13 protein-coding genes are annotated in these 13451 nt (G+C 50.8%); 1 reads left to right on the plus strand and 12 read right to left on the minus strand.

Translation table 11 applies throughout. From position 1 onward, the window contains the following. Positions 1-159: 159 nt before the first annotated feature. A complete protein-coding gene (locus NSB25_RS24650) occupies positions 160-300 on the minus strand; it encodes a hypothetical protein (protein ID WP_172455270.1) in 141 nt (46 codons plus the stop codon). Between the two features lie 188 nt (positions 301-488). Here NSB25_RS24650 and NSB25_RS24655 point away from each other — a divergent pair, with 188 nt between their 5' ends. Then, complete coding sequence (locus NSB25_RS24655) at positions 489-1139, plus strand: hypothetical protein (RefSeq protein WP_103242032.1); 651 nt, start codon at positions 489-491, stop codon at positions 1137-1139. A 157-nt stretch (positions 1140-1296) separates the two neighbouring features. Here the strand turns inward: NSB25_RS24655 and NSB25_RS24660 are convergent, their stop codons facing one another. From NSB25_RS24660 to NSB25_RS24710, 11 genes are all read right to left on the minus strand, one after another. Next, positions 1297-3291 carry an FAD-dependent oxidoreductase gene (locus NSB25_RS24660; RefSeq protein WP_103242033.1) on the minus strand — a complete coding sequence of 665 codons (1995 nt, stop codon included), beginning with the start codon at positions 3289-3291 and terminating at the stop codon, positions 1297-1299. A gap of 136 nt (positions 3292-3427) precedes the next feature. Continuing rightward, entirely contained in the window at positions 3428-3670 is a 243-nt protein-coding gene (locus tag NSB25_RS24665; protein ID WP_103242034.1) for a hypothetical protein, read from the minus strand. Further along, on the minus strand, positions 3642-4409 hold the full coding sequence (locus tag NSB25_RS24670) for a 3-ketoacyl-ACP reductase (protein WP_103242060.1): 768 nt from the start codon (positions 4407-4409) through the stop codon (positions 3642-3644). The genes NSB25_RS24665 and NSB25_RS24670 overlap by 29 nt, the downstream gene beginning before the upstream one ends. A 25-nt stretch (positions 4410-4434) precedes the next feature. Beyond that, positions 4435-5766, minus strand: a complete 1332-nt coding sequence (locus NSB25_RS24675) for an oxidoreductase (RefSeq protein WP_103242035.1) — start codon at positions 5764-5766, stop codon at positions 4435-4437. Positions 5767-5790: 24 nt separating this feature from the next. Then, the gene (locus NSB25_RS24680; protein WP_172455271.1) at positions 5791-5931 is read right to left on the minus strand and encodes a hypothetical protein; all 141 of its coding nucleotides are present in this window, start codon (positions 5929-5931) and stop codon (positions 5791-5793) included. A 26-nt stretch (positions 5932-5957) separates the two neighbouring features. Beyond that, a complete protein-coding gene (locus NSB25_RS24685) occupies positions 5958-7178 on the minus strand; it encodes a Gfo/Idh/MocA family protein (RefSeq protein ID WP_146040180.1) in 1221 nt (406 codons plus the stop codon). 11 nt (positions 7179-7189) lie between these two features. After that, positions 7190-8023: a carbohydrate ABC transporter permease gene (locus NSB25_RS24690; RefSeq protein WP_103242037.1), complete on the minus strand. Its 834-nt coding sequence runs from the start codon at positions 8021-8023 to the stop codon at positions 7190-7192. Between the two features lie 46 nt (positions 8024-8069). After that, entirely contained in the window at positions 8070-8996 is a 927-nt protein-coding gene (locus NSB25_RS24695; protein ID WP_103242038.1) for a carbohydrate ABC transporter permease, read from the minus strand. Positions 8997-9124: 128 nt separating this feature from the next. After that, entirely contained in the window at positions 9125-10543 is a 1419-nt protein-coding gene (locus tag NSB25_RS24700) for an ABC transporter substrate-binding protein (RefSeq protein WP_103242039.1), read from the minus strand. A 136-nt stretch (positions 10544-10679) separates the two neighbouring features. After that, on the minus strand, positions 10680-11687 hold the full coding sequence (locus NSB25_RS24705; protein ID WP_172455272.1) for a response regulator transcription factor: 1008 nt from the start codon (positions 11685-11687) through the stop codon (positions 10680-10682). Beyond that, the gene (locus NSB25_RS24710) at positions 11653-13401 is read right to left on the minus strand and encodes a sensor histidine kinase (protein WP_103242041.1); all 1749 of its coding nucleotides are present in this window, start codon (positions 13399-13401) and stop codon (positions 11653-11655) included. Before NSB25_RS24710 ends, NSB25_RS24705 begins: the two co-directional genes overlap by 35 nt. Between the last annotated feature and the right edge of the window lie 50 nt (positions 13402-13451).

The raw sequence follows: 13451 nt of genomic DNA on the forward strand, positions 1-13451 counted from the left end.
CCTGACATCCTCGATGATCTCCATCCATTCCAGTAACTGCTCCATATCACCATCTCCGTTTTTATTTCCATTATAACGGATAATGGAGCAGTTTGTTCACATTTTATTTACTCATGCGTTTGTCGTGTTCCCTCTCGGGATAATTCAATTACTTTCGTCTTATTCTTTCTCAATTCTGGGCTTGGGTTTATACTGTTCTTCTCCGGATGCAATGTACAGCACAAAGTCATTGATTTCTTTTTCCGTCCATCCGGCAGCACGTAAACCCAAAAACAATCTCGCAACCTCTGTCAAATTCATACAGTCACAAGCTCCCTGTTCATCAAAATATAATCAATAGTTTCTACAATCATTGTAGCTTTTGTGTGTTAAACAGTCAATATATACTACAAATTAATTTAAGCTTCCGGCGCCCCGATGTGTCGTGTTCTATAATGATTCTGCATTCGCAGAATTCAAGCCAGCTTAGGCTGGCTTGACGCCCCTTCGTGGCGCATTATATTAATCCATGGCTTGAAAATCAAGTGTCTCCTTCGGAGCCGCTTGATTTTCGGCGCACATGGTACAATGGAGATGCCGAGCTGGAGGACGAACGCATTCTCCGGCTAACGGATGCCTTTATGGAAAACCCAGGGGAGAAGGAATCCTGTCTGGAACTTACGGTACGCGTGTTGAATATCAATCATGGCCGCAATCAGGAGCTGATGGCAGGATGCCGGAAGCTGGAGGAATATTCCTGCTTTGTGGCGAAGCTGAAAGAGTATCAGAAAAAGTATGGTTCCACAAAAGAGGCTGTGGATGCCTCAGTATCATACTGCATAGGACATGGAATCCTGACGGATATTCTGATACCGTTGAGTGCGGAGGTAAAGAAAATGCTGCTGACAGAGTATAATGAGAAAAAAGTGATGGCATGGCTGAAAAAAGAAGCCCGGGAAGAGGGCAGAATAGAAGGAGGAAATCAAAAAGTAATCAGCCTTGTGAGGAAGAAGGTTACAAAGGGTAAGTCCCCGGAAGAGATTGCGGAGATGCTGGAAGAGGATATCGCCCTGATTAGGGAAATCTGTGATATACTTAAGCATCATCCCGAGTGGAGTGATAGCCGAGTATATGAGGAGCTGAAAACGGTAAAGCAGTAACACAAAATTCCGCAACAATTTTGCCTGGCAGAAAAAGCCGGCAGTCACGGTATCTCATCACAACCATGGGGCTGTCGGCTTATTTTGTCTGTGTCATTGTTGAATACGGAACAGCATTTCCATCAGAAATGAATCCTGTCTGTAAATGCGCAAGCCATCACAAATAATTCCACCTCTCCCGATAAGCCTTCCATTGCGTCTCAAAAAAAGTATCCGGATTCGGTATGGGACGCACTTTTCTCCAGTTTGTCTGACATGTGAAAGAATTCACGGCACCTTTCTGCCGCCACAACCCGATTTCCTGAATCATGCCGCCCAACGCCCCTCTGTCCGGTCTGCAGCGAAATAAATCCGGCAGCCCTTCCCCTGGCTTTTCCCCATCCGGGCAGGTATACAGGGCCGAGCCTCTGCTCCCACCGCCCTGCAGCACATAATCCAGCATGGCAGTCAGATACACCTGCTGTGATATCAGCATATCATACAAATGATAAAACCGGGCGGCCTGTGCCGGACTGGAGATAAAAAGGTCCCTTCCAAAGTGTCTCAGGTCCTCCTTCACTTCCGAAAGTGCCTGCCGCAGGCCTTCTTCTTTCCGAACCATGCCTCCTGCCCTGCTCATGCGCTTCGCCGCCTTCTCCCACAGTTCCTCCACTCTCTGCTTCTCTTCCCATTCCCATTCGGTATCTCCCGGCAGAAGCATCCTTATATGGGCTTTCGCCGCCTCCCGGCCCAATTCCCGGGTCCTCTCTTCCTGAATTGCTATTGCTTCCTGCCCGTCCACCTCTTTCCCTGAGGCATTCCCTGTCCGGGCAATATACTCCGCGGCCCGAAGTGCTCCCACCTGTCCCGCATTCAGAGCGCTGCCTCCCGGCCGGGTTACACCATGGCTTCCGCATACCTCCCCCACTGCGAAAATCCCCCGGACGTTGGTCTGCCAGTTGGCATCTGTGGAAAGCCCTCCGTTGTTGTGCTGCACGCAGACGGCAATTTCCAGCATCTCCTTTCCCAGGTCCACCCCATGTTCCCGGTAAAACTGTACCGCAGGTTCATTCATACACTCCAGCCGTTCTATGGGCGTGCCAAAACATGCCCCCGCAGAGCGCAGATAGTCCCGGGCTTGTGCCGAAAGTCTGTCAAAGTCTACCTTCTCCCCACCCGGATTGTGCATAAAATCCAGGAAAACCCGACGTCCCCGCAAAACCGTTTCCTGATAGACCAGCAGGTCTATCACAGACGAACCTCCGAAAATCTTCTCCACGTCAAAGGGCCACTGGTATCCTTTCAAAAAGGTCATATACTGCATTTGAGCCGTATCCTCATAATATTCCAGCAGGAATTCTCTTTCCTCTCCTCCCTGCCTGTCAGTGGAAATCAGGCGGGGCAGTGCCTGCATATAAGTGCCGCTCACATTCCACCTGGGCCGCAGAGAGGCAATTCCAAACTGCCATTCCGTGAGATTTTTCCCCAGGACGCCGGCCTCGAAAGCAATGCCGCTGCTTCCCAGCTGGGACGCCGGATACACGCTGTCACGATACATGCCTGCCGGGCCTCCCGTGGCAAGCACTACATTTTCGCACCAGATCAGAAGGAAGTTACAGCAGGTTGTATTCTCTGTGTCCAGGCACAGCACTCCCCGCACCTGATTTTCTCTTACAAGGAGCTTCACCATCTGCATATGATCCAGAACGGGAATCCCCCGGGACAGAGCTTCCCGCTCCAGGCATTCCGTCATAAATTTCGAGGTATAAGGCCCCACACTGGTGGCTCTGCGGCCCCTGTCATGGTCTGTCTTATACCCCACATATTCTCCATATTCATTATCCGGGAAGGGAACCCCCAGCTCCACCAGATGATAGAAACATCTGGTGGACAAAGCCGCCTCACACAATGCCAGATCTCCGTCCACACACTGTCCCCGGAACAGATCCTCCGCCAGCCCGCGGACACAGTCCCTGTCCTCTCCTGCCAGAGACAGTTTGTAATAGGTCTGCTTATCGGAGCCGGTATTGCGGGAAGTTCCCGCCGTCACATGCTCCGCCAGAATAGCCAGGTCCTTCTCTCCGTACCGGTGCAGCCGTACGGCCGCATGGTAGCCGGCGGCTCCTGTTCCCACAACCACAGTGCGGATTTCCGTTTCTCTCAGTGATATCATATCTTCTCCTGTTCCAGTTCCGTTGTAATAAAAGAAATCCCCTTAAACATATCCATCTGCAACACAATCTGACAGAGCAAAGTCAGGAGGCTGGACAAAAATTCGCTGACATGATCCGGCGTTAAAAGAACAGCCCTCAGAGGAACATAGCCATATACAGCGGCAGTGTGATTTTAGTATCGCTGACCTCCACATTCCCCGCCACCAGCTTATAGGCATAAGGCGGGATGAATTCATCCATGAAATGGTTCAGGGAAATTGTGGCCCCTCGTTTGGACTTTACCTCAATGGGAATGACCGTATTCCCGGCTGTCAACAGATTATGCACCTGCACTTTTCCCGACAAAAGTCTACAGCCGCCGGATATGAAATCCGCCATCCACGTCCAGGAAACTTCCGGTAGTATACAGAATCTGGTCGGAGCAGAACACGCTCACCGCATCGGCCACATCCTCCGGCGTTCCCCAGCGCCTGATGGGAAAGGCCCCCTCTTCTATCATGGCGTCATACTTTTCCTTTACCGCCCCGGTCATATCGGTGGCAATCACCCCCGGCCGGATCTCATGAACCAGAATGCCCTCCGGCGCCAGTCTGTCCGCAAAAAGCCGGGTAATCATGGCAACGCCTGCTTTTGATATACAGTATTCTCCCCTGGAAATGGAAGACACCTCCGCAGAACAGGAGCCGATATTGATAATGGTGCCCCTCTTTTTCCCCGTCTGCTCCTGCTTCAACATTTGTTTTGCCACAAGCTGGGTCAGGAACAAAGTCCCCTTCGTGTTGATTCCCATCACCCGGTCAAAGCTTTCCTCCTCCATTTCCAGCAGGTCCTTCCGCTTCAGCGGGGCCACCCCGGCGTTGTTCACCAGCACGTCCACCCTTCCGAACACCCTGAGCGTCTCCTCCAGAAGCCTCTTCCTGTCTTCGGCCGAGGCAATGCTGCCCTGCACGTAATGCCAGCGGATACCCAGCTTCGTCAGTTCTCCTAACGCTTCCTCATATTTTTCCTGTGCGCCTGTGGCCAGCATCACAATGCTGTATCCGTCCAGCCCCAGCCTCCTGGCAATGGCATAACCGATTCCTCTGCTTGCGCCTGTGACAATGGCTGCTTTTTCCATTTTGTCTTCTCCCCGTTCCTTCTCTTTATTGGATTTCCTTCTGATATTCCCTGTAATACTCCAGATAAGTCCCCGCATCCCGCACAATACAACCGGTGGGTTTCCCGGCCCGAATCAAATCTCCGCATTTTCCACAGGCCACACATGTCATCCGGGCGTCTATCCGGCCGCTCTCCAGAATCTGCCTGGGAAATGCCGGATTGGCAAAGGACATCCGGCCGAACAGCATATTGTCGCACAGCCCTTCCTCCACGGCTCCAGCCGCGTACAAATCAGAGTACTGGCGCAGATAGGAAGGACCGGAAGCGGAGATGAACATCCCCGGCACCGCTTTCTTCACTTCCCCTATGCCACGAATGATTCTTGCCACGCCGTACAGCGGGTGTTCCTCCGGAATGTATTTGCCTCCGTCAAAGGGACGGGTCACATGGGTGCTGACGTAAGGATTTCCCATAGTCAGGTTCACCATGGGCAGGCCGTACGCTTCGTGAAGCAGCCGAATCAGCCGGATGGGTTCCTCCATATCCGGCGCGGCTCCTGCTCCTTCCTTCACGCCAAAGCCATAGGGCCAGGCAAAGCCGTCATAGATACCGATTCTGGCTGTCACCAGAAAATCACTGTCCTCATGGACTTTTGCGGCGCTTATGCCGTTTCTCAGAAGGCGGGTCCGGTTCTCGAAGCTTCCGCCGTACAGACCGGGCCGATGATACGCAGATAAAAGCTCCATGAGAAGGTAGCCGTGACAGGCTTTTACGTCCACGGCATCGAAACCGGCTTCTTTCGCCAGCAGAGCCGCCTCCCCGAACTTTTCCTCCAGACCTTTCAGATAATCGTCACAGACAATGCAGCTATCGTCCGCCGGACGCAGCTTCTCATACTCCGGATGTCTGTAGGCAATCAGGGGCGCCGGACGGCCCTGAGGGTTGGAGTAGCGGCCGCTGTGATTGGCCTGCATGACCAGATAAGGCGCAAAGCCGTTGGCCCGGATACCCGCCTCTTTGACAGCGGAAGTAAGCTTTTTATAGTTCTCAAGGTTGTCTCTGGTCAGCATCAGCTGATGGGCGCCGGAACGGCCTTCCGGCACAATGGAAATGGCCTCGAACCAGATCATGCCGCTGGCTCCTTCCGCCTCCCGCACATACCTCCGCAGTGTCAGCTCAGAGGGTGAGCCGTCGGGCAGTCCGTCCGCGCCTTCCATGGGAGCAATGCCCATGCGGTTTTCCAGGGTGACATTCCCGAAAGAAACCTTCTCCCTCAGCACATGGGTGTCCGCCCCAAAGGGAAGGTGAATCTGCAGTTCCTCTGCCTTCGCCCTGATTTCCTCCAAGCTTTTGTATGTAAATCTCTCATGCTTCATGCTTTTTCTACCTATGTCTTTCTTTTATTTGCACAGTCCAATCAGGTCCTCCAGTTTTGCCGTGGCCATGCACTCCACTGTCAGAAACGGCTTCTCCTGTACATCCCAGCAGATGCCGTCGTCAAATACCAATTCCGGATACATTTTAGCCATACTCATCTCCATTCCGTTGTCTCCGCCTGACAACCTGTTTATTCATGATAAAATGTGTTCCCCAAAAATATCTCATGGGGCTTCCGTGCCCAGGCCATCTCTTCTTCATAAGGCAGACTGCCCTTCTGCCAGCAATTGTCCAGAGCTTCTCCCAGCCCCCTGCAGGTATATTGCTCCCCGTCTTCCTCATACTCAATATACCGCTCCGGAAAACGGGGTGTCTCCGGAAAACTTTCCGCCAGTCCCCAGATACACTTCAGATGCGGCAGCGCAGTCTCCGCCACACAGGACAGCGGTTCCCCCTTCCGGATGGCCCCCTCCATACAGGAAAGCTTGCCCATCCCGTCGGCTCCCGGCTTCTCATACACCGTCACCCGTCCATCGGCAGTGCATCCCCACATAGCGGTCTCTCCCTCCCGGTATCCCAATGTCACTGTCCCCTTTTCTCCCTCCAGGACAAACTCAGGTTCACGGGCCTGGGCCCCGGGAACCGCATGGGTGGCATAGAACAACAGCTCCGCGCCATCTGTGACACTGACACGCAGCGCACAGGTGTCAAACATTTCAATGGGATTGGCGCGATACACCTCGGCTTCCATCACCCTGGGTTCCGCGCTCTCCGAAATCCGGCTGCCGCACAGAAACAGCATATTATGAAGGTAATGGGCCGCGGCATTAGATGCCACACTGTCCAGAATCCACTGGCCTGTATCCAGCTTTCTCCTCCCCGCCCAGCCGCTCCCCCGCCGATAATATGTCAGCCCCCGGGGGAAAAAGACTATGGTGCGCATCCTGCGGATTTTGCCATACACGCCATCCATAATATCCTGTTTCAACCTCAGAATCGCCTCGTCAAAGGACCACTGAAAACCGATGGCCAGCTTACGGCCGGTACGATTCCTGGCTTCTATCATAGCCCAGGCATCTCCCGGAAAAGCACAGATCGGTTTCTCACACAGAACATCGCTGCCATGTTCCATACAATAGCAGGCCTGGCCGGCGTGCAGATGGATGGGAGTCACAAGGACAGCCAGCTCCGCCCTGTGTATCCGGTAGAACTCCTCCAACGTGTCAAAAACCGGAATTCCTCTGTCATGAAGCTCCCGGGCCGTCTCTCCTGTACCTGCATACGGGTCCACAGCTCCCACAATCTGAAACACTTCTGCTCTGGCACCGTACAGCAGCTCCCTGATATAGAAATTGCCAAAGCCGCCGATTCCCACCAATAACAGTGATACTTTCTCACAGTCGCTTCTCATCTTCGTCTGCCTCACCCCTTTACGCCCGTGGTGCTGATTCCTTCCACCAGGCTCTTCTGAAAAATGAAAAACAAAACCAGCACAGGCACAAGGGAAGCCACCGACATGGCAAACATAGGCCCGTAATTCGTCCCGCTCTCATCGCTGAACAGCCGCAGAGCGAAAGAGACAGGATACATTCTCGGCTTGTTCAGGTACAGCAAAGTGCCCATAAAGTCTGACCAGGAACCCATGAAGCTCAGCACTGCCACCGTGGCCACCGCCGGCTTTACCAGGGGCAGCATTATACGTCCGAACAGCTGAAGCCGACTGCACCCATCCATGACAGCCGCCTCATCAATCTCCCCGGGAATATTTTTCATAAACTGCATCAGCAGAAAGACATTAAATGCATTGCCGCAAAAGCTGGGAACCATCAGGGGAAGATAGGTCCCCACCCATCCCAGCGAATTGTACAGCAGATATTGCGGAACCATCAGCACCTGAGAGGGCAGGCACATAGTGAGAAGCATGGCTCCAAACCAGAATTTCCTGGTTCTGAATTGGATTCGGGAAAAGCCATAGGCAGCCAGGGAACAGGACACTACGGTCCCCAGTGTGGAGACTGCCGCAATCAATATGGAATTCCGGAAAAAAGTAGTAAATGTCAGCCGGGCAAATCCGCCCCAGCCTTCTATGTAATTCGAAAATGCCCATGTGGTCGGTATCAGGCTGTAAGGAGACGCAAAATACTCTTCATTGGTTTTCAATGAGGAACCCAACAGCCAGAGCAGCGGATAGAGCATAATAAAGCTGCCCATTATCATACCCGTATGATAGAGCACTGTCATAAATCTTTTTTTCATTGTACTGGTATCCTTTCCTGTCGTCAACAGTTATACTTCCTCATTTTCAATTCTGTTCGCTCTGATAATAAACCCATCCGGACGAAGAGCGGAAGACAATCGCTGTCAGCGCTGTAATTATCAGGAGCATAAACCAGGCCATGGCACTTGCATAACCGAATTTGTTGTAGTTAAACGCCTGATTATATACATTGAGCCCATAATACAGCGTGGAATTCATAGGGCCGCCGGAAGTAACCAGATAAGCCGAATTAAACGCCTGGAGAGAGCCGATGATTCCGTTTACCAGATTGAAGAAAATACTGGGCGTCAGCAGAGGCAGCGTTATTTTCTGAAATCGCTGCCAGGGACCTGCCCCATCCATAATAGCCGCTTCATAATAGCTCCGGGGAATGTCCTTCAGACCTGCCAGGAATATCAGCATGGAGGAACCAAACTGCCACACCCCCAGCAGAACCAGCACATACAGAGCCGTTCTGGTATCCTTCAGCCAATATACCGGCTCTATCCCGAACACTTTCAGCAGGCTGTTGATGGCCCCGTTATTTGCCCAGAGCACTTTCCAGGTCATAGCCACCGCCACGCTTCCTCCCAGAACAGACGGAACATAATACGCCACACGGTAAAAGCCCACGCCTTTTGACGCTTTCGATAAAAGTACCGCCACAAGCAGCGCAAATCCCAGCTTCAGCGGAACCTGCACGAAAGCAAATTTAAACGTAATTTTTAAAGACAGCCAGAATTTATCGTCCTGAAAAAACATGGTTGCAAAATTCCTGATTCCAACCCAATTCGGCTGTTTCAGTCCGTTAAAATCCGTAAATGCAAGATACAGAGAATAAAAAAAAGGAATTGCCGTGAAAACCACCAGACCAACCACCACAGGAAAGATAAAGGCATATCCAACTGCCATATTCTTCCATTCTTTCCTTCTGCCGGCCGGCGTCTTTTTGTCTGCTCTCAAAGCCTGCATGGATATCCTCCTTGTCAATGTCGATTGTAACAGCAGTTCAGGCCTCTGACTGAACTGTCTCCTGGTTTAAAGAAAGAGCAGATAAATTCCTGCTCTTTCCCGTTGCGTTCTCTACAGATTGCCGCTTCTTATTCGCCGGCGGCCGCCTGTTTTAAAACTGCCGCACCTTCTTCCACTGCTGTGGTCACCGCATCCAGCAGCTGCTCTTTTTTCAACTGTTTGTACTGGAGCTGTTCCATAAGCTCATTCAGATAGGTATCAGCTTCCGCGCTGCCTGTGGGTGCTGCCGGGGAAATGGCTGTGGCGACTCCGTCGGACAGATAGCTGATGAACTCCAGCACATGGGCTTCGCTCTCGCTCATGGATTTCACCAGGTGATCCCGCATGGCCGCGCTGATGGGAATGCCTCTGTCCGCGCCACACACATCATACACAGAAGGTTCATTCACGAAATAATTGATAAAATCTGCTGCAATCTCCTTATTCAGTGATGTGGAGGAAATGCCCCACAGCATAACCGGTTTCAGATAGGTACCGCTTACCACAGAGTTCTCTGCAGAGGGGTGTGCAACCAGGGTAAGCCTTTTTCCTGCCCCGTCCTCCTCAGCCATCAGCTGATTGCTGAACTCGGCTCCGTTCTGCTTCAGCCAGATATCATTGCCGTCCCGCAGGCTGGCTCCCTCCTCGCCCTCGTACTCTGCGCTGCTCACCGCCGCTCCGCTTTCATACAGATCGTAAATATACGTCAGATACTCCACCATATCTTCCGGCGCAAACCCATAGCCTGCGCCGTCCGCAGCATAAGTGTCCTTTCCGACAGAGCGCATATAGGACTGCAGATTTCCGGTATTCGGATTGATGAAGGCACGTTTTCCCGTCTTCTCATAAACCTGCGTGATTACATCGCTGAATTCACTCCATGTGGGCACCTGACTCAGCGAAATATCAAGCTCTTCCAGCACTGTGGCATCGTAAAACCCGCAGGGTGCGTTGGTTCCTGTGGCTATGGCATACATTCCTCCGTTCACGATACCTCCCGCCACCAGAGAATCATCCACATCAGACAGGTTAATACTTCCCGCTTCTATATAGGAATCCAGCTGTTCCATCTGTCCCGCGTCCACGAATTCATTGATTCTGGAATAATCCATCATGTAGACATCCGGCAGATTTCCCGCGGTAGCCTGAGTGGTTAGATTGGTAAAATAATCCCCGTAAGTGGCATATTCCACGTCAATCTTCAGATTTGGATACTTCTTTTCAAAATTCTCAATGATTTCCACTGTCTGGGTGTTTCTGGCATCGCCTCCCCACCAGGCAATCCGGAATTCCGTATCGCTGTAGTCCTTTGCCTCTTCTGTGCCGGCAGTTCCGCTTCCGGAACCATCCGCTTCTGCCGAATTGTTTTCCGCCGGGGAACCTGTCTCATTCACGGAACTGTCTCCCGGATTTTCAACAGTCGAAGAACCGTTATTGTTGTCGCCGCAGCCGGCCAGACCTGCCACAAGGAACGCACATAACATCCATGCCATTTTCTTTTTCATCATTTTCACTCCATTCCCTTACTTTCTTCTCATATGTTAGTCAATCTGCAGAATCAACAACCTGATAAGAGAATGTTAGCATATAAAATCAGACAATAAAATTGAATTTGGATCACATTTATTAGAAAAAAGATAAAAATTATACCTTTTTATATTCTTTTGGCGTCATACCTGTATATCTCTTAAACAGCTGATAAAAATAGGGAACATCATGTCCCAGGCCAATGGCCTCCGCAATTTCCTCAATTTTGTTATCCTCTGTATCCTTTAACATCTTTTTCGCCTTCTCCATACGAATCTCCAGAAGGTACTGACTGAATTTGACTTCCGTTTCTCTGTAAAAGCATCTGCCGATATACTTTACCCCCAGATGCACCACCTGCTCCGCAATCAGCTGCAGATTCAATGTCTCGTCCATATAATGCTGCTGCACATATGCCTTGATCTTTCGGACCAGTTCCGATTCTTTTTCCTTTTTGGGCAGCATGTCATTCAATGCTTCCGCAGCTGTCTTCAGGATATCCCCTTCCTCATAGAATCTCGGAATCCATTTCTTCCCGAACTCACTTCTCCCGTCCTCATAGACAGAGGCCAGAACCATAGCTTCCCGCAGCATGACCAAATCCGGATAAGTCAGCATTATCTTCTGGATCTGTTCCGGTTCTACAGCGACATTATTCTCCTTCAGTCCTCTCAGATCCTGGAACAGTCTGGAGACATTTTCTGTCCGCTCTTTCAGCTCCATACTTTTTCCAGAACGTTCTCTCTCAACCAGTTCACAGCACTTTCCCAAAGTACTCTCAAACTCAGCTTTGGAAAACGGTTTCAGAAGGTAACTCTGCACGCCCTGCTCTATAGCCGCCTGAGCCAGCGTGAACTCCCCGTATCCCGACAAAATCACACACTGCAGAGCCGGATTCATCTGCCTGGCCCTGGCAATCAGCTCCAATCCGGTCATCACCGGCATTTTAATGTCAGTAATCAGAATGTCCGGCATTTCATCTATCATCTGTTCCAGTGCATCCATGGCATTCTCACAGCTGCCGATCAGCTCCACTCCAAAGCTGTCCCAGTTTATATTGGAACAGATCTGTTCGCACAGAAAGCTCTCATCATCCACCAGCAACAGCTTTATCTTCTCCCCCATACGCATTCCTCCCTGCTTCTTCCCAATCATTGGGCAGACGTATGATTACCTGCATTCCTTCCTCCAGCCGATGAAAGGAAAGTCCGTATTCCGCTGAAAAAGTATATTGAAGACGCTTCTGAATATTCTGCAGCGCTGTGCCGGTTCCCCTGGCTTCCTGTTCTCCGCTCTCCAGCCTCTGCAGAATGTCCTCCGCAAAACCCGGTCCGTTATCCTCCACCACAATTTCCGTACTGTTTTGTTCCATGCGGTCAAAAATTCTGATCTCGCAACAGGAAATCCTTTCTTCCATGGCATAGGTAACCGAATTTTCCACCAGCGGCTGTATGGATATTCTGGGAATCAACAGAGCCTTCGTTTCCGGTGATATCTCTATCCTTACCTGCAGCCGGTTCTGAAACCGAATCTGCTGGATAAACAGATAATCTTCCGCCATCTGTAAATCACTTTCCACAGAGGTAAGCACCTGCTTGCTGTCTGTGACCATGCGCATCATTCTCCCCAGAGTCTCGGCCATATTGGCGGTCTCTGTATCCTGATTGCTGTAGGCCATCCATGTGATCGCCGTGAGGGTATTGAAAAGGAAATGCGGCTGAATCTGTTTCTGCATCCGGGAAAACTCCGCTTCCTTCAAAAGCAGCTGGTTGTCATAGTATTCCTCCATCAGCCTTTTATAATCCGATGCCATTCGGTAAAAATGGCGATACATTTTTCCGACTTCATCCAACCGGTGCTGATACTGCTTCTCTTCCTGCGGATTCAATGGTTTCCCGGCGCCGAACGCATCCATTTTGTCGATCAATCCGTAAATGTCCCGAATCACGATCTTCACCCAGGTACTGCCGAATGTCAGTGCAAGCAGTGCAATCAGAAGGGACAGCAGAAGGGAACGCCGATACACTCCCTGAATGGTTTTCTCAATCCCTTCATAAGGCGTCCGAATCACCATGGTAAATCCCAGCGTTTCACTGGTATAGGCAGTGATAAATTCGTCTCCGTCTATATACCATCCCTTCTCCGTCTCCCCCGCAAATGTCAAATCCGGACGGCTGGCATACAGACAGACCCCCCCGTCATACACAGAAATATCAATGGGCATATCTGCATGTCGGAAAGTTCTTCCCATATCATTTAAAATTCCATTAAAATTAACCTGGGCCACAATGTATCCCAGGTTAGATAATTCCAATTTTGCAGCCTGCCGGATTTCCCGCACAAGAATCAGCTGCTCTTCTCCGGAAATCAGGCGCATCTGACCGTTTGCATCCGCCGCCTTCTCTATAAAGGGACTCAGGTCATCCTGCATTCCAAGGCCGCTGCCTCCGAATCCGAATATGAGAGATTCCGTTTTCAGCAGAAAGGCACTGAAATACCTTTCTCTGTATGCGTAGCTGCTCACTTTTCCACTGACTGCCGCCTTACGCGATATCCACTCCTCTTCCCCATAGTGGTCTCTCAGGTACATCAGATTTTCCTGTAGATTTGTGTCCGCAATCATCAGATAAGTGATATTTTCCATCCGGGCAAAGACATTTTCAACATAATCCATGTAAAGCATCAGAACCCGGGCATTGTCCTCGTAAAGCAGTTGATTATAAGTGTCATATGCAGCCCGCCGATTCAGGGTTTCCAGCGTCATCGTGACAATTATCATCATGAAAATCAGTAAAGAAAACTTCTTTTTCAGATTTAAGTTCCAGAACCACTTTCTCATAGACTTTCCTTTACAGTGTACCCTCCGGCAGATCAGATCGATTGCCGGAG

Source organism: Acetatifactor muris, from assembly GCF_024623325.1.
Taxonomy (GTDB): Bacteria; Bacillota; Clostridia; order Lachnospirales; family Lachnospiraceae; genus Acetatifactor; species Acetatifactor muris.

Excerpts from the sequence above, each read along its gene's own strand:
- NSB25_RS24650 (WP_172455270.1), bottom strand. The coding sequence starts at position 300 with ATGAATTTGACAGAGGTTGCGAGATTGTTTTTGGGTTTACGTGCTGCC.
- NSB25_RS24675 (WP_103242035.1), bottom strand. The coding sequence starts at position 5,766 with ATGAAGCATGAGAGATTTACATACAAAAGCTTGGAGGAAATCAGGGCG.
- NSB25_RS24710 (WP_103242041.1), bottom strand. The coding sequence starts at position 13,401 with ATGAGAAAGTGGTTCTGGAACTTAAATCTGAAAAAGAAGTTTTCTTTA.
- NSB25_RS24670 (WP_103242060.1), bottom strand. The coding sequence starts at position 4,409 with ATGGAAAAAGCAGCCATTGTCACAGGCGCAAGCAGAGGAATCGGTTAT.
- NSB25_RS24685 (WP_146040180.1), bottom strand. The coding sequence starts at position 7,178 with ATGAGAAGCGACTGTGAGAAAGTATCACTGTTATTGGTGGGAATCGGC.
- NSB25_RS24695 (WP_103242038.1), bottom strand. The coding sequence starts at position 8,996 with ATGCAGGCTTTGAGAGCAGACAAAAAGACGCCGGCCGGCAGAAGGAAA.
- NSB25_RS24665 (WP_103242034.1), bottom strand. The coding sequence starts at position 3,670 with ATGGCGGATTTCATATCCGGCGGCTGTAGACTTTTGTCGGGAAAAGTG.
- NSB25_RS24700 (WP_103242039.1), bottom strand. The coding sequence starts at position 10,543 with ATGATGAAAAAGAAAATGGCATGGATGTTATGTGCGTTCCTTGTGGCA.
- NSB25_RS24705 (WP_172455272.1), bottom strand. The coding sequence starts at position 11,687 with ATGGGGGAGAAGATAAAGCTGTTGCTGGTGGATGATGAGAGCTTTCTG.
- NSB25_RS24660 (WP_103242033.1), bottom strand. The coding sequence starts at position 3,291 with ATGATATCACTGAGAGAAACGGAAATCCGCACTGTGGTTGTGGGAACA.
- NSB25_RS24690 (WP_103242037.1), bottom strand. The coding sequence starts at position 8,023 with ATGAAAAAAAGATTTATGACAGTGCTCTATCATACGGGTATGATAATG.
- NSB25_RS24680 (WP_172455271.1), bottom strand. The coding sequence starts at position 5,931 with ATGGAGATGAGTATGGCTAAAATGTATCCGGAATTGGTATTTGACGAC.